The sequence below is a fragment of the Paenibacillus sp. FSL R5-0923 genome (genome assembly GCF_038009145.1).
Lineage (GTDB): Bacteria > Bacillota > Bacilli > Paenibacillales > Paenibacillaceae > Paenibacillus_AQ.
The window spans coordinates 92,043-112,347 of sequence record NZ_JBBPAT010000003.1; the positions used below are offsets into that span (position 1 = coordinate 92,043).

The 20,305-nt window shown below is 40.7% G+C and carries 19 protein-coding genes; 6 read left to right on the forward strand and 13 right to left on the reverse strand.

Translation table 11 applies throughout. The features are described 5' to 3' along the window. Positions 1 to 27: 27 nt before the first annotated feature. Positions 28 to 885, reverse strand: a complete 858-nt coding sequence (locus MKX35_RS31315; protein WP_076301126.1) for a LysR family transcriptional regulator — start codon at positions 883 to 885, stop codon at positions 28 to 30. A 124-nt stretch (positions 886 to 1,009) separates the two neighbouring features. Between MKX35_RS31315 and MKX35_RS31320 the strand changes: the two genes are divergently transcribed. From MKX35_RS31320 to MKX35_RS31335, 4 genes are all read left to right on the forward strand, one after another. After that, on the forward strand, positions 1,010 to 1,519 hold the full coding sequence (locus MKX35_RS31320; protein WP_076301127.1) for a GNAT family N-acetyltransferase: 510 nt from the start codon (positions 1,010 to 1,012) through the stop codon (positions 1,517 to 1,519). Between the two features lie 363 nt (positions 1,520 to 1,882). Next, the gene (locus tag MKX35_RS31325; protein WP_081383106.1) at positions 1,883 to 2,839 is read left to right on the forward strand and encodes an ROK family protein; all 957 of its coding nucleotides are present in this window, start codon (positions 1,883 to 1,885) and stop codon (positions 2,837 to 2,839) included. 74 nt (positions 2,840 to 2,913) lie between these two features. Then, on the forward strand, positions 2,914 to 3,531 hold the full coding sequence (locus MKX35_RS31330) for a sugar O-acetyltransferase (RefSeq protein WP_042186427.1): 618 nt from the start codon (positions 2,914 to 2,916) through the stop codon (positions 3,529 to 3,531). Between the two features lie 66 nt (positions 3,532 to 3,597). Beyond that, positions 3,598 to 4,797 (forward strand): MFS transporter, encoded by a 1,200-nt coding sequence (locus MKX35_RS31335; protein ID WP_076301133.1) that lies wholly within the window; start codon positions 3,598 to 3,600, stop codon positions 4,795 to 4,797. A 156-nt stretch (positions 4,798 to 4,953) separates the two neighbouring features. Here the strand turns inward: MKX35_RS31335 and MKX35_RS31340 are convergent, their stop codons facing one another. Continuing rightward, positions 4,954 to 5,706 (reverse strand): HAD-IIB family hydrolase, encoded by a 753-nt coding sequence (locus MKX35_RS31340; protein WP_076301128.1) that lies wholly within the window; start codon positions 5,704 to 5,706, stop codon positions 4,954 to 4,956. Positions 5,707 to 5,786: 80 nt separating this feature from the next. Between MKX35_RS31340 and MKX35_RS31345 the strand changes: the two genes are divergently transcribed. Next, positions 5,787 to 6,476, forward strand: coding sequence for a Crp/Fnr family transcriptional regulator (locus tag MKX35_RS31345; protein ID WP_076301129.1), 690 nt, complete (start codon positions 5,787 to 5,789; stop codon positions 6,474 to 6,476). A gap of 12 nt (positions 6,477 to 6,488) precedes the next feature. Here MKX35_RS31345 and MKX35_RS31350 read toward each other — a convergent pair whose 3' ends face one another. After that, positions 6,489 to 6,830, reverse strand: coding sequence for a hypothetical protein (locus MKX35_RS31350; RefSeq protein WP_076301130.1), 342 nt, complete (start codon positions 6,828 to 6,830; stop codon positions 6,489 to 6,491). Positions 6,831 to 6,977: 147 nt separating this feature from the next. Here MKX35_RS31350 and MKX35_RS31355 point away from each other — a divergent pair, with 147 nt between their 5' ends. Then, the gene (locus tag MKX35_RS31355) at positions 6,978 to 7,154 is read left to right on the forward strand and encodes a hypothetical protein (RefSeq protein ID WP_179086756.1); all 177 of its coding nucleotides are present in this window, start codon (positions 6,978 to 6,980) and stop codon (positions 7,152 to 7,154) included. 71 nt (positions 7,155 to 7,225) lie between these two features. On the opposite strand, the gene MKX35_RS31360 is transcribed toward MKX35_RS31355, so the two are convergent. The 10 genes from MKX35_RS31360 to MKX35_RS31405 all read right to left on the reverse strand — a co-directional run bounded on the left by MKX35_RS31360 (position 7,226) and on the right by MKX35_RS31405 (position 20,292). Further along, complete coding sequence (locus tag MKX35_RS31360; protein ID WP_081383105.1) at positions 7,226 to 7,579, reverse strand: hypothetical protein; 354 nt, start codon at positions 7,577 to 7,579, stop codon at positions 7,226 to 7,228. Then, complete coding sequence (locus MKX35_RS31365; protein WP_341044542.1) at positions 7,579 to 9,477, reverse strand: zincin-like metallopeptidase toxin domain-containing protein; 1,899 nt, start codon at positions 9,475 to 9,477, stop codon at positions 7,579 to 7,581. Before MKX35_RS31365 ends, MKX35_RS31360 begins: the two co-directional genes overlap by 1 nt. A 415-nt stretch (positions 9,478 to 9,892) precedes the next feature. Beyond that, on the reverse strand, positions 9,893 to 10,366 hold the full coding sequence (locus tag MKX35_RS31370) for an SMI1/KNR4 family protein (protein WP_076287098.1): 474 nt from the start codon (positions 10,364 to 10,366) through the stop codon (positions 9,893 to 9,895). Between the two features lie 574 nt (positions 10,367 to 10,940). Continuing rightward, positions 10,941 to 11,417, reverse strand: coding sequence for an SMI1/KNR4 family protein (locus MKX35_RS31375; protein WP_076287097.1), 477 nt, complete (start codon positions 11,415 to 11,417; stop codon positions 10,941 to 10,943). Positions 11,418 to 11,438: 21 nt separating this feature from the next. After that, on the reverse strand, positions 11,439 to 13,586 hold the full coding sequence (locus MKX35_RS31380) for an HNH endonuclease signature motif containing protein (RefSeq protein WP_341044543.1): 2,148 nt from the start codon (positions 13,584 to 13,586) through the stop codon (positions 11,439 to 11,441). 944 nt (positions 13,587 to 14,530) lie between these two features. After that, positions 14,531 to 15,004, reverse strand: coding sequence for a hypothetical protein (locus tag MKX35_RS31385; RefSeq protein ID WP_076301094.1), 474 nt, complete (start codon positions 15,002 to 15,004; stop codon positions 14,531 to 14,533). 6 nt (positions 15,005 to 15,010) lie between these two features. Then, on the reverse strand, positions 15,011 to 17,188 hold the full coding sequence (locus MKX35_RS31390; protein ID WP_256716438.1) for a CdiA C-terminal domain-containing protein: 2,178 nt from the start codon (positions 17,186 to 17,188) through the stop codon (positions 15,011 to 15,013). 47 nt (positions 17,189 to 17,235) lie between these two features. Beyond that, positions 17,236 to 17,613: a hypothetical protein gene (locus MKX35_RS31395; protein WP_076287102.1), complete on the reverse strand. Its 378-nt coding sequence runs from the start codon at positions 17,611 to 17,613 to the stop codon at positions 17,236 to 17,238. A gap of 14 nt (positions 17,614 to 17,627) precedes the next feature. Next, complete coding sequence (locus MKX35_RS31400) at positions 17,628 to 19,883, reverse strand: hypothetical protein (protein ID WP_256716439.1); 2,256 nt, start codon at positions 19,881 to 19,883, stop codon at positions 17,628 to 17,630. A gap of 109 nt (positions 19,884 to 19,992) precedes the next feature. Further along, positions 19,993 to 20,292, reverse strand: a complete 300-nt coding sequence (locus MKX35_RS31405; protein ID WP_081383097.1) for a WXG100 family type VII secretion target — start codon at positions 20,290 to 20,292, stop codon at positions 19,993 to 19,995. Positions 20,293 to 20,305 lie beyond the last annotated feature (13 nt).

A 20,305-nucleotide genomic window follows, 5' to 3' on the forward strand; every position in this document is an offset into this window, starting at 1 on the left:
TAAAATAAGATACAATCCAGATACAACTTACCTATCCACCCCAAGCATCTCCAGCCCAAGCCGTACACGAATATCTTCTGCATTCTCAGTTAAATAAAGAGCGTAAGCCTTTATAATCGGCGTGTCTAACTCACATTGAAGTTGAAATAGCTTCTGTTGATCGAGATAAGGTTGGGCTATAGATCGTGGTAGAAATCCAAAGCCTGCTCCTAGTAGCAGCATGTCCAGCATAATCATTGAGTGATCGGTCTGAAGTGTCGGCACATAGCCCGCTCCAACGATACTAGTAAACCATTCCGGAAACGGACCTCCCCACTCTAAATGACAATACTCCCGCTGAAAAAAATCCTCCCTGCTTACAGGCGTTTCTCTTAATCGTGTGGAGACCAGAATAATCTCATCTTCAAACAGGAGATGTCTGGTCACCTTAGGATGTTCCGGCGGGTCATATTTAATAGCAACCTGGACTATTCCATCCAGCAAAAGATCACGGATCATATAGCTAGAATCAATATAACTTAGGAATTTGATAGCTACCTTGGGATGATCACGTCTAAATGAAAGAATATGCTGCAGGTAATAATAATGCCATACGGACCCGGGTCCACTCAAAATGATATAGTTCTCCAGTTCTTCGGATAGAGTTACCTTACTCTCTTCAAACAAACGAAGCATCCGCTCAGCATATGGAACAAAAGATATCCCTGCCTGCGTTAAGCTAACATTCCGGTTATCACGAGTAAAGAGCACCTTGCCCACGGAGTTTTCTAAAGCTTTTATTCTTGCAGTAACAGCGGATTGGGAGATATGTAGATGTTCTGAGGCCTTGGTGAAATTTCGAATTCTGCATACCGCCAAAAAAGCTTCTAATTGAGATAAGTCCATGGATAACACCCTCTATGATTCAAAATATTAATGATTAAGATCTATAAAATTCGTTATACAAATTATATGTATTCAGTTATGATTTCGCTATATTTTTAAACTTATAAGTGCTGGAGGAATTTATATGGTTAGCAATGTCAGAATCGAACAATTATTTACGATTAAGGAATCTATTAATGAGCTTTCAAAGCTTCTAATACAGGTGGTGGAGGATGGAGCCTCCATTGGTTTTTTACCACCCTTAGATCCGTCAGACTCTACATCATATTGGCACAATGTTTTGGCGCCCGATGTGATTCTTTTTGTCGCAACAATGAATGATATTATCGTGGGAAGTGTACAACTACATTTATGTACAAAAGCAAACGGAAGACACCGAGCCGAAATCGCAAAGCTAATGACACACCCTAATTATCGTCGTAATGGTATTGCTCGTTCTCTTATGGAAAAGGCTGAAGAAAGAGCTAAGCAGGAAGAACGATCGTTATTAGTGCTTGATACAAGAGAAGGCGACCCTTCCAACCTCCTCTATACTTCAATGGGCTACATACAAGCTGGACGTATTCCGAGCTATGCGATATCAGCAAATGGTGAATTACATGCCACGATTTTTTATTATAAGGTTATCGGCTAGACATTTTGAACTTAAAAACATTCTAAAAGGAAGAGTGGCGGAGGGGAAGCTTGGAACTGTAGGAGCGATAGCGCCCGCCTTTGTCTCCGGAGTTCAACCGTGAAACACGGTATATAGTCAAGAAATCTGAGGACAACAGCGGCCGGAAGTCCAAGCATTCACCGCAGTCACACAATTACCTTAATAGAAAAATCTTAAGTTCAACTAATATAGACAATTATAAAACACCAAGTTATAGTATTGATAATACTTTTAATAACTATTTTCAAAAGTCTAGAGGTGAATAAAATAAACCAAATCGCAAACAATTCTATTCGTGTTAAAAAGATAAATCAGGAGCTCATCAAGCAAGCCTTGAAATCGATGAAAGAAGGAACCAAATCAACGATTGCAACCGCCACCGGGTTAAGTATTGCCACTTGCGGAAATATTCTGAATGAGCTTATGGAGACAGGTGAAGTCATTGAGACGGAGCTGGAGGCTTCGAATGGAGGTCGGCCGGCCCGAAGATTCATCTATAATGCCGATTTCTCCTACATCGCATGCATCTATGCCAAAATTGAAGATGGCCAACAATCCTTAACCTATGCAGTAACGAATTCTGTTGGCGAACGTGTAGATGATGGATATATCAAGGCTGAGAGTATTGACGCTACAACCATTGATCATTTAGTAGGCACACTAATTCAAGCCTATAACAACATCAAAGCCGTTGGCATTGGAATCCCGGGACTGGTTCACCGAGGCGTCATCAATATTTGTGATATCAACACTTTAATTCATGCTCCCTTAGAGTCACTCCTCAGAGAGAAATACGAGGTTGAAGTCACAGTTGAAAATGACATGAATCTAACCGTTTACGGATTCTATAAACAGCAGGATTACGAAGAGGATAAGACCATCGTCGTGTTGACCTTTATCAAAGGTGCCTTTCCAGGTTCAGGGATGATGATCGACGGGCATATCCACAAAGGCAATACTAGATTCGCGGGCGAAGTCTCATTTTTACCGTTTGGAATCTCGCGTGACGAGCAATTCATTCGTTTGGGGCAGACAGAAACGTTTATCCCATTGGCAGCTCATACCATCGCTTCATTGACGGCAGTTATTAACCCTGAGACGATTGCGCTCACAGGTGAACAAGTTAGACAAGAGGATGTGCCACATATCTATCAAAGTTGTCTGGCGTTCATTCCAGAAGAGCATATGCCTCATCTAATTGTGCTGGATCACCCTGATGATTATTACATGAACGGATTAATTGCGATCACGCTGGAAAGCTTGACCTATTCGTTGCAGCTGGTTGAGAAGCGCCGGTAAGTATTTTTTATGACCCTAACATTTGCATTATCGATTAGATCTAAAACCAACAAGAACTTCAGGAGGAATTACGAATGGCAACAAACAAAGAGAATATGATTGCAGGAAAGCTTTACATGGCTGGTGGAGAAGAATTAGCTAGAGATAGTAAAAGATCCAGAATGCTCACTCGTTTATTTAACAATACGACGGAAGAACAAGGCGAATATAGAGTAGAATTACTTAAGCAATTATTCGAGTCTACAGGTGAATCGTTGCATATTGAGCCACCTTTCCGCTGCGATTATGGCAGCAATATTACCGTCGGAAATAACTTCTACGCCAATTTCGACTGCATTATCCTGGACGTAGCAAAAGTAACGATAGGTGAGAATGTTCTCTTTGGACCTAGAGTAAGCGTATATACCGCTGGCCACCCTATAGATGCGGACGTTCGTATTAGTCTGCTCGAATTCGGTACACCGATTACCATTGGAAACAATGTCTGGGTTGGCGGAAATGCCGTTATCAATCCCGGGGTAAATATCGGCAACAATGTAATCATCGGCGCAGGCTCCGTCGTGACTAAAGATATCCCTGACAATGTAATCGCAGTGGGGAATCCTTGCAGAGTGCTAAGAGAAATTACAGAGGACGATAAACAACACTGGGAGAAGCTTAAAGAAGAGTACTACAGAGACATCGAGCAATAAAGATACCCGATTCTGGAGGTTCTCACGTTGAAAAAGCGTTTTGGCGGATTTAATAAGGTTTATGCCATGCAATTGGCAACGATCTTTTTGGGGTTTATTGTGTTTGGGATATCGGAAAATATTAAAGGGCCAGCCATTCCAAGAATTCAGTTTGACTTCAGTCTGGACGAAAAGCAGCTGGGTACCCTTCTATCCCTAAACGCACTAGGTTATTTGATCGCCTGTTCCTTCACAGCTGTATTGGTTCGTAAGTGGGGGATCAAGGCTGTCAGTATTATCGCTTTCGCATCCATGATATTCTCTGGCGTTCTAATTTACATCTCCCATAGCTATCCCCTCTTCTCGGCTTCATACTTCCTGATGTATATTGGAAACGGAATGCTTGAGATTGGACTTGCCATTCTGGGAGCACGTATCTTCGTTAAAAATACCGGGACGATGATGAACTTATCCCATTTCTTTTACGGGTTTAGTTCCACGTTAGCTCCACTAATGGCAACAGGGCTGATGACAGTAAGTATATTCGGTCATACTCTGGATTGGCGCGGAATGTATCTAATAATGCTTAGCTTATCTTTACTGCCTATTGTATTTGCCTTACGGAGTACGTTTCCGGGTGACGATCTTCCACATGAGGACCGTATTCCCTTAAAAACGCTTGTCCGTGATCCTGCTTTATGGCTAATGGTTCTTATCCTTTCCTTCGGAGTAGTGTCGGAGCTTGCTGTAGGCGGATGGCTCGTAAATTTCCTTGAAAAAGCATACCTGTGGGATACGGTTACTGCATCTGGGATGCTGTCTACCTTCTTTCTCTGCTTCTCGTTAGCAAGACTCCTACTCGGACCCGTTACTGATAAAATTGGATTTAACCTATCGCTTATCATCTTTTCAGCCTTCTCTGCCCTGTGTACGTTTGCCGCAATTTTGGGTGGAGAAAAGCTCGCATTTCTATTTGCCGCTGCAGGAATCGGGATTGCGATGATTTATCCTACGGTTATGGCTTTTATCGCGAAAAGATATCCACATGGTAGCGACACCGCCATCACATTTACAGTCACATTAATGGGAGTGGGTAGCGTAATCGGCAACTATGCTATAGGTGCTGTGATCGAAGGCGTGAAGCGGCTTTACGGTGCAGAGACGCAAATAGGCTTATTACGCGGACTTCAAGCCGGTTATGGTTTTATCGGATTATGTGCAGCGATATGCGCGATATCCGGTTGTATTCTATATCGTTATTTACATCGCCGCCAAGAACTTATCTAACCTCATCTATATTACTTAAAAAACCTGTCGATTGAATCGGCAGGTTTTTTGGATTTGAACTATAGTTTCCCTGTATGTGCTGCACTGTACGATGAGCTAAGATCATGTATGATACGCGTAACAATGGCATCTGCTCTCGCGATTCCGCCAAGACACCTACTGCAGCCCACTCATCAGCCCCAGTATTTTTCTAACAATTTGTTCCTCTTCGTTGCTCACCTTTTCCGTTGCCAATTCACCAAGCTCTGTGTGTTCTCCAACACAAACTGAATGAGCGGAATGTCTAAACATTTCTATGTCGTTAGCATCGTTACCAAAAGCAATAAATCGCTGCATTTCTACGCCTAATTGTTGTAATCCTGTCCATTTATTTATGCCTTTAGGGCTAATATCTATAATGTCCTCTTGACCATGTCTATAAATCACAACAGGTAGTTTATGTAGCTGATCTAATAACTGTTCCCCGTTTAGGCTTCTCAAAATAACTACTTTCACAAGCTCATCCAGCTCAGATGGACTTACATTTTTGGCGCGTTGTTCTGGATCTACATTTCTCCGAATGGGATGATCATCAGAACCCGAATATGAATAATCCCAGTGACTGTCAATCAAATAAGCTGCATTAAACTCTTCAATTAATTTCAAGAGGATGTCCGAAGTTTGCGCGTCAAAATGTATAGTCGAAATAACCTCTCCACCTTTTGCAATAAACGCACCATTCCCGCCAACCATTGAAAAATGATGCATATGTGCAGGCAACACAGGCAACAAATCACGAATAGGTCGGGCTGACGCAAAAATAACCTCATGACCTTTGTCAATTAAAGTATCCAAGGCTTGTACGATTCGTTTACTCAGAGGTTTGCCGCTAAAACATATGGTTCCATCTAAATCAAAAATAAATTTCATCGTCTATATCCTCCCCTTTTTCTCTATAATAACGAGTTCGTATATAATAGAAAGGACCGATGTCCAAAAAGGAGTACGCAATGAAAACTATTCAGGATCCAAATCTTATAGCACATTACATTACACAATTTAATCTAAATCTAGTATTCACGATATCAAAACATGCTTTAATTCAGTTACGTGTCTATGAGCAGAATGAAATCATTTTGCATGAGGGCGATGAGCTGGACGGAATTTATTTTCTAGTGGAGGGGCGTACTAAGGTCTCTTCTAGTGTGGGAACGGGAAAATCCTTGTTATTACGGTTCTGCTCACCCTTGTCATTATTCGGGGACATTGAATACGTGCAGGAGGTTGTGGTCCAATCCCAAGTGGAAGCGGTACAACAAACCTCTCTCTTATTTATCCCGAAACAAAAGGTTGAGTCTGACCTAATGGATAACCATAGCTTTAAAGATTTATTGCTGAAACATCTTTCTTACAAGCTTCTAACCTGCACATCCGCATCACGGACGAACTTACTAGGCGCTGTCGAGGAAAGGTTTGCAAGTTATCTATTAACGATACAGCTCCAACGGGAGTTTGGAAAAGAAATTCAGACACCCTATATCCCAGATATAGCATCGTTAATTGGGACTACTCCCCGCCATTTAAACCGTGTCATTCAGCGACTCACCGACATGGAGATCTTATATAAAGTTAAGCAAGAAATTGTAGTACTCGACTGGGATCGTTTGGATGAAATGTCTAACGGAATAAGATTTGAATAACCTAAAAGCCCATCATTTAATTCGGATAAAATGATCGATGTCATCATAACGGATATCGATCTTTTCTCCGTTTCTTTTGACAAGATTTATATACAGAGGAGCTGTATCAACACTTCCGCCACCAACTAATACATGGTAGTCATCATTGATTTCATATTTGCGGATGTACAAACCTGAACCGACGTCTTCAAAGGGATAACCTTCAAAATCCTTCCACGACAACGCCTCGCCTTGCTGAGCTAGATCCCGTACTTCATCCATTGACAATATCGCAGCTTTTTTATCATTACAGGCTGAAAGTATAATCGTCAAAGCAAACAATAACAGCATTATCAAGTTACGCTTACCTCTCATTCATAAACCTCCCAACTCTATATTTTGTTATTTATAGGAAAATATAAGGTAATAATATCATAGCTTAGACTAGATGTTAAAAAGGAGTAAAGCCCTTTTGGGGGTGCTTTACTCCTTTTGAAATCTTTAATTGGGAGGGATATTGGATTGGCACCGCAAGCTACAACACCGGAAAATGAATATAAAAAAACAGGTCAGTCATGGTGGTATCTGACCATAATCGACCTGCTAGACGTAACGCTATTGCGTTATTTAAGTTATAAACCTAAGCATTGCCGTGCGTACAAACAAAATAGTAAAAATCTTTATATAGGTAATATATGAGATATATGTGTCATTGTTTGAATGATGGATTGAGTCGGCAAATGATTGATTCCCCTCGAGTTTAGACTCTTTTACTCATCATGATCTTCATCAAAGATAGCTTCAAACTCTTCATCGCTATAATTTCTATTGCTTGGTATATGATAACGTTGAGGTATCCCGTTATGATCTAGCACATGATCAACAGCACCGTCTTCATCAGAAACAACGAAAGTAATTTCGTCATCACCTTCATAATCTTTAGGAGTTATATCCGCCAAAACAAGCCACACACAACCCTTAATTCTATAAAACTCATTATAAAATCTAACAGACTTTTCTATATCATCATTTATAACTCCATACAGTTTAAACTTATCCTTATAATCTCGAGCTATCTTCAAAGCTTGGTTAGCTGTTAGATTAGTATTTATTCTTTCTTGCATTATTCATCAAATCCTTTCCAATTCGATAAAGGCCATTGTCCGTTCCTTAGTTTGAATATATATCTTTGTGCTTCATATATTTCTTCAATACTAAATTCACCTTTATTTTTCATAATTTCTCTATAAACATACTCTTCCTTTTCTAAAGTCGTTAATTTCATATAATTTTCTTTTCCAAGTTCACCATAGTGCTTAGCGTGATAAGATTCATGAACTACACTTAAGTAAGAAGCATCAGGTCTTAATACGATCTGTCCAGTATTTGGATTGAAACCTCCCACAGCCTTTTCAGGTAGAATAGTTCCCTTCTTATCCATAATAACTTTTATATTATTTAAATTCATTTCGCTTTTAAACTTCTTTATGTCTCTGATACTCATAATTCTTAATCCATCAGTGGTTAATTTATTTTGTCCACTAACAGGCATTTCTTCCCATAATTTAAAATCAATAGTCTCTTGCACTAGATCTATTTCTTTTGGAAGCTTTGGCTTTAGCAATCCGCCTTCTGTGGATAATAAAGATTTTTCTACCGGACCATACAACAGAGTTACCATTCCCAGACTGTTGAGCCAATGATCCGCTGACCATGCTTCGTCTGGATTAAATGCTCCTTTCGCCATCTCCACTGTTCCCAGTGTTAACCAATCCGCAAACTTCTCCTTTGAATCAAACATATGCTCTGATCGATCTTTGGCTGCTTCATATATCCCGACCGGGATATCTCCTGTTATCCCTAATGTTAACCAGTTGAAAAAGTCATAGGGGGAGTCTGTGGCCTTATCCGCACGAGTTCTTAATGTACCTACAAAACCCGTTCCAATCTCTTTAAAACTGTCTATCGATTTATAAAAGGCATTTTTAGAATCCTCGGGTTTTGCTTGAACCTCCGGTTTATTCGTTCTAAACAGATTATAGGAATCCAGTTGGGCGACTGATGAAGTCAATTTTATAACATCTCCCCAAGCCTTTCCACCTTGGTTTGTAATCACGTGTGCACCCAGACTTACTCCAGTAGCAATCATCTGTTCCATGGTGGTTTGAATGCCTTCCAGTTGGCCTTTTGCCCAGGCTCCCTTCTCCCCTTTTTCCATAGCCGTCCGTAGTAGCAACTGATATGCTTCACTCTGCACTAGTGGTATGCTTCTACTAGTAATCGACGGATCATAATCACATGCCTTAACCGCCGGCATTTTGAAATAAGTGCTTAGATCCTTACCCTCTTCGTACTGAACTTCGTCTATACCCAAGGATTCCAGCTTCTTGCGTGCGTCTTCCGCCAGCTTATGCATTGCGTCCATTTGAGTCTGATTTCCAAACGCTTGATATACCTTATAGGCGGTTTGCGCCTTCGCGATCTGATCCCGCGCCAGGTAGATATCCTTCAGCTTGCTTTGCGCGGCTATGGAGTCGATCGTTCCCAATCCTGAATTTTTAACAGTTGCTTGGAGCTTCTGCACCATAGGATCCCTCTTCAACTCATCCCAACCCATCAGAGTAGCAACCGAGGTGATCAGATTCGTGACTGCTTTCTGAGCCGTCGTCGGGATAGAAGAATTCCCTATTGCACTTCCGCCCCCAAACCTATCGAACATACCCCCAAGAACACCGAACTGCTGAAAAAGTTGATTTGCCTGCCGCTTATTCTCATCCTGTGCGCCTTGAACACCTTTTATCGCGCCTCGAATGATGTCTTCCAATTTTTCCGCTTCTACCGTCAGTTCGTTGATAAGCGTCTGAGCTCGTATCAAATCTGAACCCAGCGGAATACCACCCCAGTTATTGGTCTGACCTCTCAGCTGCAAGTACAGCCGGTTGGTATCTTGGCTTACCAGTCTGATTTTTGTCTGCAGGCGTTCGACTTCATCTTCTTTAAATACCATTTTGTCCAAAGCCATTTATGACCTCCAGTTCTTACACTTAGACCATCCAATGCACTACTTTTTTCGACCCCTCAGGTCTTTATGTATTACTTCATCTTTAAAAACTTAAGTATTTGGAGCGCACACCTAACCTATATATCGGCGTAACTTCCCAATATTTTACTTTAAATCCTTTCTTTTATTTTTTTAATTCTAATCACTGCTGTAAGAATAAGTAGATAGCAAAAAAACAGGTTGATTATAGTAGTAGCTCCCTATAATCAACCTGTTAACTGAACGCTATAGCGTTATTTACGTTATTCTTTTCGAGCATTACTGCACGAACAAACGAAATGCCTAAATCTTTATAGAAGTATTACATGGGTTTTATGTGTTGTTACTGGTTAAATCATAGGTTTATTCGACACTTTTTGATAGCCCTTCATGCTTTCTATTCAGATAACATTGTTAGAAATTCCTCGAAACTGTCTGCCACATGATAGCTGATTGGATCAAGTTCACCAGAATTTTCATGATCCCACACACAAACCTTAGGATTATTTCTAGATTCACAAAAATCTAAACATAGAAAATCACCAGCAAATAGAATCGCTATTGGTAAAATATCAACTCCAATCAAATCCTCGTTATCGGTAAGCCTATCTTCAATTTGAGTTAGTGTTACATCAATATCATACATTCCTAACTGATTATCTCTGGGTGTTTTTAATAAGCATAGAAATCTGTCTATAGCATAGTCATGATTATTACATTTAAAACTACTATTTATTGGTCTACCACCGTTATTCACTTCTAAAAATGAAACAAAATCATTTGGTAACTTGATTCTCCAGAATCCTTCTTTTCTTTTAAACAGATCTTCCGTTGGTAATGGTAGTATTATTGTGTTTGGATCAACCTTCATTTTATCCCCCCTCAATTTTCACTTTATGATTATGATTGAAATAAAAGTTTTAATTCAATTAAAAGATTCACTTGTCTTTGGGTATCCTCAGCCCGAAACGTCTCCTTACCTGTCTATGTCAACTGGTCGTCACCAGATTTGTTTATGCACGATAACCATCGCGGCAAGTAGTCCATTCGTTGTTCGTTGTGGACAATATGCAGATAAGTCCTGACAATATTAATGGTCGGGCTATCCATCCTAGAAGGTGCGATGGTTTAGACAGCTTATCTATCGGGGCGGCGTATTTTACAATTGCAAGTAAATTTGAAAAAAACGCAAGAAAACGAAGATAACAAAAAACAGGTCAATTATGATGGTATCTAACCATAATCAACCTGTTCAACGTAACGGAATAGCGTTATTTAGGTTATAAAATTAAAGCATTTGATGTGCGTACAACCGAAATGAAGAAATCTTTAAACGGGTATTACATGGGTTATTTGTGTTATTGGTTGAATGATGGATTTATTCGGCACTGGGTAGCCCCACCCTTGAATGGAAGCAAAAAGGCGTAAACAAATTTTTGCAAGACTCATTCGGTTAACATATTTAGAAACTCATCAAAGCTGTTACTTGTAAAATAAGTTACAGGGTCTAAATCTGAAGATTCTTCATGATTCCAAACGCAAACAGATGGCTCTGTTTCATCAGTATTTCTATAGTCTAAACACACAAAGTCACCTGCAAATAGAACAGCTACTGGTAATAACTCAGTACCTACTAAGTTTTCGTCTGAAACAATTCTCTCATCTAACTGAGTTCTAACTACTCCTATATCGTAGAATTCATCATCCCTCTCCCCAGTTACCTTCAAGATACTTAAAAACCTATCAATTGCATAACTATGATTGTTACACATAAAACTATCTTTTACAGGAGAAGCACCATTAAATTTTTTTATAAATTCTTTATATTCATCCGGCAATTTAATTCTCCACTTGTTTTCTTTTTCATTCAGCAGAACATCATCCGGCAATGGATATATTATAGTTTCATCCTTAACTTCCATGTCTCTACCTCCTAAAAAATATTATCTCGGAGCGTCAGCCCACATACCTGCCGTCCGCCCACCATTGTGAGGTGTAATATTGTGAATACCAAATGGAACAAGTTCCATTTTACCAGGGATTTCCGTATGATGCCACGTCATTCCTCTTCTCGTGCCACCTATCTGCTCATCTAACCACTTAAACTGTTCTTTATCCGATAACTTCCAAAATTTTTCTGGTAGCTGAACAGTCTCTTTAACTACACCTGCACCGGCAAAATCAGCAGATCCATATCTCATTCCATCAACTTTTGTAACCTTTATTTCAGGAATATGTCCATTTGCTACTGCCATTTCTTTTATCTTTCTTTTTTGAGCAGCAGACAAGCTATCCCCACCAGGGATAGTATCATCCCAAGACCAAGGTTTGTTTGAATCAACTTGTTCTTTGTATATTTTTGCATAATCTTCAATTACTTCATTAAATTTCTTATTTCCTTTTATAAAGCCATCTATATTTTTTAGATTTGCTTCTCCCGTCCCCTCAACCGCCTTCACTTCCACATCCTTTATTGAATGATTACTCTCACTCTTCCCTTCCATCTTCTCTCTTAAAATCCGATCCATTTCATTCTTAAAATTGATTTGCATCGGAGTCTGTGGAAGTGCCGGGGTATCTACATCTAGATTATTTATCTTAAATTGAAAACCTTCATTTGTGCTGAATGCCGGCAACGGTTTTTGTACCTCAAAATCTTTTACAGAATCTAACCCTTTTGGAGGCTTTAGACCTCCGCTTCCTGTAGGAAGCAAAGATTTTTCTACCGGACCATACAACAACGTTACCATTCCCAGACTGTTGAGCCAATGATCCGCTGACCATGCTTCGTCTGGATTAAATGCTCCTTTCGCCATTTCCACTGTTCCCAGTGTTAACCAATCCGCAAACTTCTCCTTTGAATCAAACATATGCTCTGATCGATCTTTGGCTGCTTCATATATCCCGACCGGAATATCTCCTGTTATCCCTAATGTTAACCAGTTGAAAAAGTCATAAGGGGAGTCTGTTGCCTTATCCGCACGAGTTCTTAATGTACCTACAAAACCCGTTCCAATCTCTTTAAAACTGTCTATCGATTTATAAAAGGCATTTTTAGAATCCTCGGGTTTTGCTTGAACCTCCGGTTTATTCGTTCTAAACAGATTATAGGAATCCAGTTGGGCGACTGATGAAGTCAATTTTATAACATCTCCCCAAGCCTTTCCACCTTGGTTTGTAATCACGTGTGCACCCAGACTTACTCCAGTAGCAATCATCTGTTCCATGGTGGTTTGAATGCCTTCCAGTTGGCCTTTTGCCCAGGCTCCCTTCTCCCCTTTTTCCATAGCCGTCCGTAGTAGCAACTGATATGCTTCATTCTGCACTAGTGGTATGCTTCTACTAGTAATCGACGGATCATAATCACATGCCTTAACCGCCGGCATTTTGAAATAAGTGCTTAGATCCTTACCCTCTTCGTACTGAACTTCGTCTATACCCAAGGATTCCAGCTTCTTGCGTGCGTCTTCCGCCAGCTTATGCATTGCGTCCATTTGAGTCTGATTTCCAAACGCTTGATATACCTTATAGGCGGTTTGCGCCTTCGCGATCTGATCCCGCGCCAGGTAGATATCCTTCAGCTTGCTTTGCGCGGCTATGGAGTCGATCGTTCCCAGTCCAGAATTTTTAACAGTTGCTTGGAGCTTCTGCACCATTGGATCCCTCTTCAACTCATCCCAACCCATCAGAGTAGCAACCGAGGTGATCAGATTCGTGACTGCTTTCTGAGCCGTCGTCGGGATAGAAGACTTCACTATTGCACTTCCGCCCCCAAACCTTTCGAACATACCGCCAAGAACACCGAGCTGTTGAAAAAGGTGATTTGCCTGCCTCTTATTCTCATCCTGTGCGCCTTGAACACCTTTTATCGCGCCTCGAATGATATCTTCCAGTTTTTCTGCTTCTACTGTCAGTTCGTTAATAAGTGTCTGAGCTCGTATCAAATCTGAACCCAGCGGAATACCACCCCAGTTATTGGTCTGACCTCTCAGCTGCAAGTACAACCGGTTGGTATCTTGGCTTACCTGTCTGACTTTTGTCTGCAGACGCTCGACCTCATCTACGTTAAATGAAAGCTTCGTTGTTGACAATACGTTCCTCCTTAATCCAAAATTAACGAATCACAATTCATTTCTCACATAAAACTAAGTAGGATTAACGGTTGTACACATCCTCGCTTCACCTTTATTAACCTATTTTAGAGTTACACCGCTACCTACTAGCTCCATACCTAACTGCTCAATTTTTAGTTCTTGTTGTAACATCACTTATATACCTCCGCTAACTCACTCCTATTAACCGTGTTAATATATTCGCCACCTTTGTATTGCGCGTAGATATTCTCTTTCACTGTATCCCCACTTCACTTATATAATGGTTCCTAAAGTAGTTTTACAGATGACAAGTTATGCTCTATGTAATTCAATATATTGCTAAATATATTAGATGTATCCTTTTATTATCGGATTATTATCCCGTAAATTATATATATGATTACAGTGAGATTATCTAGATTTGTATTTCTTACATGTTCAGCCCTACTAAAATTTTTCTTAGAATTTCCAGACTATATTTTTGGTCAAACCAGTCAGCATAAAAGATATTCTAACCTTTATATTTCGAATGGTCGTCATCAGTTAGTTTTTACTATGTAATTATCGTAGCAATAGATGTTGTTAATTTTTTTACCGACCTTACTAAGGTTACTAATCTATCCATCGTAAATGTCCTGATTTATGATTTTCTTTCTTACCTTAACTATCGCTCAAGGGTATCCTACAGTTCCAATAAATTTTGAAAAAACCGCAGATAACAAAGGTCACAAAAAACAGGTCAATCATAGTCGTATCTGACCATAATTGACCTGTTTTTATGTAACGCTTTAGCATTATTTAGGTTATACTGGTCAAGTATTATTGTGCGTTCAAACGAAATGAGGAAATCTCTATCGGGTATTACATAGGTTAAGTGTGTTACTGGTTTAATGATGAGTTCATTCGATACTGGGTAGTCCGTTAAAGTCGGATGAAATACCCTATTTTTTCAATTTTTCTTCGATATAAGAATGATCAAGTAGACTAAGTAGACTTGGGGTTAAGTACTTTATCTGGTATTGATCCAAATCACTATTGACAATTAACTGACCATTCTCTTTTCTAAGTAGCTGATCTGAACCATTTTCTAAAAACAACAGATTCCCACCACATTGTTTTATAAACTTCCCTATAACTTTAATCAAAGCTTCTAGTCCTTGATAAAAGGTGTTACCAAATAACTGACCCCTAATGCAAATATTAACATCTAAGTCATAATGATTTCTAACAAAATTTATGTCGGAAATATCCTCAAGTTCAAGAGCCAATGAAAAGTATTCAGTTCCGATAACTATTTCTTCTTCATCATTGTGAATCGATACCTTTTCGTTCAAAATGTTAATTATTATTTTTTCAATAACTTCTGCCAATGATTCACAACTCAAATTAGATTCTAAAAACAATTCAAAATCCATGCATATCTATCCCCCAAATATCCGTGTGATTTTACCATCAACCACAATTAATAATTCTTGCAAGTTCTTTAAATCTCCGTTTGGATTAGCTTTCCTTAGAACCCCTTCAGTGATCTCAGTTATTTTTTCTGAAGTGAAACCATCTAAATTAAGTACAATTCTCTCTGCCTGTGATTTTGTCTTTGTTCTAATATTTCTTAAAATATTGTCCACATTTGTATCTATTGTAGGTGCATAACAGTCAAATACTTCACCTTCAATTAGAAAATCTGGATTTGATGATTCCTTTATACCACGTCCATTTCCACCATTTACTTCATCTAACATTTCAATGTCATATCCCTGATCTGCAAAGATATCTGCTGTTTCAATCTCTTTCTTAACACCATGTGAATCACCTTTAGTATAATTCCCTTTTGGTTTACCTCCATTAGATAAAGAAGGTTCGGTCAGGTTAGCTCCCCCTTTACCCGTCCCCTCGAGAGCCTTTTTCTTCTCTATCTCTTTAAGTAATTCCTTCTCTTTCTTTAAATACTCGCCGTAATTTGAGGTTTCTCGGGCGGCTTTACTTTTCCAAATGTTCTCCAATACATTCTTTTTGATCGCTTCAAAATTGGGTACCTTTATCTTCGACAGCTTCCCACTCACAAATCTCATCGTACTTGCAAGTACTTTGCTTCCCGCCCTGATCGCTACATCTCCCGCACCTGCAATTACGGTATTGATACCAATCGCACCTATCCGTTCACCCAAGCTTTGCTTTCCATCATCCCGATAATCATTAATGGTATCAAATGCTTCTCCTATCGTACCACTGATTGCTCCCGATACCATGGATTTCAATAAAGTTGGTGAGAACTTCCCTAGCATGCCTGGGGTCTTTACTGCTTTTAAATACTTAAACGGTAGTCCTATGCTGATTAGTTGCCCTGCAAATTGCCCAGCCTTTTTCCCGTACGGATCGTCCATAGGATCTACATAACCCTTCGGTTTCGGTCCTACAATCCAATCGGTGATCGTTCCTGCCATTCCAAACGACGCCGTATCGATGGCATGGGTCAGGATACTACTTCCGCCTTCTAAAATATTGGCAATTGTCTGATTTCCAACGCCACTTCCCAGTAGACGGTTTTTGTCCGCTACCTCCTTCTCATGTTTTTCATAATAGGCCTTTGTCTCTGCAAATCTCCGATCCTGTTCCTCTATCGATAGGTCGAACCAGTACGTACCTTGCAATCGCTTGATTACTTCAGGATTATTCCGATTTAAGATATCCTCATCCGAAACAAAATCATGTGGGTCATATGATCCTATCGTAGACTGTGGCTTCATCATTGCCAATTGTTGCTTCGCCCAGTCCCCCTTCGTGCCTTTCTCCATCGACATTCGTAGCAGAAATGCATATTTTTCATTCTCCATAAGTGGTACACTTTTGGTGGTAATCGACGGATCATAATCACACGACTTGACCGCCGCCTGCTTGAAATAGCCGCTTAGATCTTTCCCCACCTGGTACTGAACCGCGTCGACTCCCATGGATTCCAGCTTCTTGCGTGCGTCTTCCGCCAGCTTATGCATTGCATCCATTTGCGCTTGGTTCCCGAATGTTTGATATACCTTATAGGCGGTTTGCGCCTTCGCGATCTGATCCGGCGTTAGGTAGATATCCTTCAGCTTACTTTGCGCGGCTATGGAGTCGATCGTTCCCAGTCCTGAATTTTTAACAGTTGCCTGGAGCTTCTGCACCATAGGATCCCTACTCAACTCATCCCAACCCCTCAGAGTAGCAACCGAGGTGATCAGATTCATGACTGCTTTCTGAGCCGTCGTCGGGGTAGAAGACTTCCCTATTGCACTTCCGCCCCCAAACCTTTCGAACATACCGCCAAGAACACCGAGCTGCTGAAAAAGTTGCTTTGCCTGCCGCTTATTCTCATCCTCTGCGCCTTGAACACCTTTTATCGCGCCTCGAATGATGTCTTCCAGTTTTTCCGCCTCTACTGTTAGTTCGTTGATCAACAGTTGAGCCTTTACTTGACTTGATCCGAGTGGTATACCACTCCAGTTACTAGCTTGACCTTTCAACTGGAGATACAACCGATTGGTGTCCTGGCTCACCTGTCCTATTTTCGTTCGTAGGCGCTGAACTTCATCTGCATTGAATATCAGCTTCGTCGATGCCATATATTCCCTCCCTTAACTGAAACATGCTTATAATGCCTCAAGGACATCTATAACGGTTTCCGGGAGATGCTTAATTCCACTTCAGTTTTTTGAATCCACTTTTGGTACACACCTCTATCTACCATTTTCATGCCCAGTTGTTCGCAAATTTTATAATCCATGTTAGTTGCAATAATTAACAATTTATCACCTGAATCCTCAGTGACGACAAACTGGTAATTCTGATATGTCGCTTGATAATATTTCTTATATATATCTGTCAACTCAGTTCTCTTAACTTTTTTGATGTACTTTATTCCTTTGTACAAAACAAATCCTCGATTTAGAACTGCCGGGTCATCCGAACGCAAAACTACTTCTTGGTCATTAACGACTCCTGCTTCATACTCGGTTCCATTGTATATAGCGTATATATTTTCCTTCATAAAATCTCTGCCTCCTAAGGATTAACTTTTATAAACTGCCCTAAGATCACATCGTAAGTGGCTAATAAGACTTCTGAACCTTTTTTACTTACTGTGTATAATTCCGCCCCATCAAAAAGGGACAAATATCCATCACACTTATACTCTGGAATCGACTGTCCATTTGTCGCTTTAGTAAAGCCATTTCCAGTAAACGGTTGTGGCTCGGAAACAATCCCTCCCATTTCATTGCTATATGGAATTTTTATATTTGAAGACTCTGGTGTTTTAAATCTTATGACCCCTAAGACTTCATCCGTTGCAGCATTAAATTTTGTGTCAGTGTAATCTAATCGTAGGCTCTTATAAATGTTCATATAATCTTCTAACTGAGTTACATCTGATGCCTTGGTAATATAACCTCCTACTTGGCTATATGTTCCTTCAAGATATTTTGAAATGTCTTCATTAGGTATAACCTTTTGCATTATAGTCGTGTTATCAGGCATGGGTATACTCTCTCGTATGGACTTCATCATAATTTTTTCACTATTGGATAACAAACTAACATCTTTAAGACGGAGGTCATTAAACTCTCCAAGAGAAATATTATGTTTAGACAAAAGTGAATTAATTTCATTGGTAAAACCAGAAATGTCCTTTAAATTCCCTTTGTTAAATCCCCCCGCGTCTGATACTGCCCCTTTAACTCCATTCTCTATCTGAGTTGCTTTCGTCGGCAGCTTCCCGCTCACAAATCTTACCGCACTGGCAGCCAATTTGCTGCCTACCGTAATCAATGCATCTCCCGCACCTGCAATGACCGTATTGATTCCGACTGCCGTTATGCGCTCTCCTAAGTTTTGCTTTCCATCCCCCCTGTAATCATTGAATGCGTCAAACGCTTCGCCCACGGTTCCGCTAACCGCTCCCGCTACCATTGACCTCAATAAGGTTGGTGAAAACTTACCTACCGCTCCCCCAGTTTTTATTGCATTTAAATACTTTACAGGGAGGCCTATACTGACCACTGTTCCTAAAAACTGCCCGGCCTTCTTCCCATACTGATTATCCAGCGGATCGACATAACCTTCCGGTTCCGGCCCCATGATCCAGTCCGTAACCGTCCCGGCCATTCCAAACGACGCCGTATCGATTGCATGGACTACCATATTGCTTCCGCCTACGAGAATATTGGCCAGCGTCTGATTGCCTACACCACTTCCCAGCAGACGGTTTTTGTCTGCCGCTTCCTTTCCCTGCTTTTCGTAATATGCCTTGACCTCTGCAAACCTCCGGTCCTGCTCCTCGACCGAAAGCTTGAACCAATACGTCCCTTTCAGCCGTTCTATCACCTTGGGGTCGTCCCGGTTTAAAATGTCTGCTTCCGACACCGCGTTATACGGATCAACGGGTCCTATCGTAGCCTGCGGCTTCATCAGCTCCAATTGTTGCTTGGCCCATTCTCCCTTCGGTCCTTCCACCACCGCCATTCGTAGCAGAAATGCATATTCTTCCTTCTCCATTAGCGGTACACTGCTGGTCGTGATCGACGGATCATAGTCACACGCCTTCACCGCGGGCTGTTTGAAATACGCACCCAGATCTTTCCCCGCCTGGTATTGGACGGCATCCACACCCAAGGATTCCAGCTTTTTGCGTGCGTCTTCCGCTAGCTTATGCATTGCGTCCATTTGAGTTTTATTTTTAAACGCCTGATATACCTCATAGGCTGTCTGCGCCTTTGCGATCTGATCCCGCGCCAGGTAGATGTCCTTCAGCTTGCTTTGCGCGGCTATGGAGTCGATCGTTCCCAGTCCAGAATTCGTAACAGTTGCTTGGAGCTTCTGCACCATAGGATCTCTATTCAACTCATCCCGTCCCATCAGAGCAGCAACCGAGGTGATCAGATTCGTGACCACCTTCTGAGCATAAGTTGGGATCGAAAACTGCCCAATTACACCGCCTCCCCCAAGCCTTCCGAACATACCGCCAAGAGTGCCAAACTGCTGTATGAGCTGTTTCGTCTGGCGCTTATTCTCATCCTGAACACCTTGAATACCCTTTACTGCAAGACGAATAATATCTTCAAGCTTTTCAGCCTCAACCATTAATTCGTTGACGAGCACTTGAGCCTTCATCTGGTTTGACCCCAGTGGTATGCCACTCCAGTTACTAGCTTGACCTTTCAATTGGAGATACAGCCGGTTGGTGTCCTGGCTTACCTGTTTTATTTTCGTCTGCAGGCGCTCGACTTCATCTACGTTAAATGTAAGCTTCGTTAACGCCATGTGCTTCCCCCTGCTTGCTTCTAATAAAATTAGCTATGCAGCACTCTGCATAGCTAATTGCATTCTTATGTAGTGGAGCTCATGAAGTTTGTTTTACTTAAAAACTATACTAGAATTTTTGCGAATTCTTAACCGCATTTGAAAGCTCTTTATACTTTGTAGATACAGTATTCATATGATCTCCAAGATCCTGAAGTGATTCTGCAAACTTATCAAATGTCGGTTTCAATTTTTCCACCTTATCTGTAAAATCCCTTGCCGCCTCATCCTCCCAAACACTATTAAGATTTTTCATTGTAGTCATAACTTTTTTAATCAATGCGTCTACTTCCGTACCGTAATTTTTAATAATTTTTGCCTGTCCAGCCAATCCATCATAACTCAATGTAACTTTACTTGTTGCCATCATTAATCTCTCCTTT

Bases quoted from the DNA above. Each gene is read 5' to 3' on its own strand.
- MKX35_RS31315 (WP_076301126.1), bottom strand. From the start codon at position 885: ATGGACTTATCTCAATTAGAAGCTTTTTTGGCGGTATGCAGAATTCGA.
- MKX35_RS31320 (WP_076301127.1), top strand. From the start codon at position 1,010: ATGGTTAGCAATGTCAGAATCGAACAATTATTTACGATTAAGGAATCT.
- MKX35_RS31325 (WP_081383106.1), top strand. From the start codon at position 1,883: ATGAAAGAAGGAACCAAATCAACGATTGCAACCGCCACCGGGTTAAGT.
- MKX35_RS31330 (WP_042186427.1), top strand. From the start codon at position 2,914: ATGGCAACAAACAAAGAGAATATGATTGCAGGAAAGCTTTACATGGCT.
- MKX35_RS31335 (WP_076301133.1), top strand. From the start codon at position 3,598: ATGCAATTGGCAACGATCTTTTTGGGGTTTATTGTGTTTGGGATATCG.
- MKX35_RS31340 (WP_076301128.1), bottom strand. From the start codon at position 5,706: ATGAAATTTATTTTTGATTTAGATGGAACCATATGTTTTAGCGGCAAA.
- MKX35_RS31345 (WP_076301129.1), top strand. From the start codon at position 5,787: ATGAAAACTATTCAGGATCCAAATCTTATAGCACATTACATTACACAA.
- MKX35_RS31350 (WP_076301130.1), bottom strand. From the start codon at position 6,830: ATGAGAGGTAAGCGTAACTTGATAATGCTGTTATTGTTTGCTTTGACG.
- MKX35_RS31360 (WP_081383105.1), bottom strand. From the start codon at position 7,579: ATGCAAGAAAGAATAAATACTAATCTAACAGCTAACCAAGCTTTGAAG.
- MKX35_RS31365 (WP_341044542.1), bottom strand. From the start codon at position 9,477: ATGGCTTTGGACAAAATGGTATTTAAAGAAGATGAAGTCGAACGCCTG.
- MKX35_RS31370 (WP_076287098.1), bottom strand. From the start codon at position 10,366: ATGAAGGTTGATCCAAACACAATAATACTACCATTACCAACGGAAGAT.
- MKX35_RS31375 (WP_076287097.1), bottom strand. From the start codon at position 11,417: ATGGAAGTTAAGGATGAAACTATAATATATCCATTGCCGGATGATGTT.
- MKX35_RS31385 (WP_076301094.1), bottom strand. From the start codon at position 15,004: ATGGATTTTGAATTGTTTTTAGAATCTAATTTGAGTTGTGAATCATTG.
- MKX35_RS31390 (WP_256716438.1), bottom strand. From the start codon at position 17,188: ATGGCATCGACGAAGCTGATATTCAATGCAGATGAAGTTCAGCGCCTA.
- MKX35_RS31395 (WP_076287102.1), bottom strand. From the start codon at position 17,613: ATGAAGGAAAATATATACGCTATATACAATGGAACCGAGTATGAAGCA.
- MKX35_RS31400 (WP_256716439.1), bottom strand. From the start codon at position 19,883: ATGGCGTTAACGAAGCTTACATTTAACGTAGATGAAGTCGAGCGCCTG.
- MKX35_RS31405 (WP_081383097.1), bottom strand. From the start codon at position 20,292: ATGATGGCAACAAGTAAAGTTACATTGAGTTATGATGGATTGGCTGGA.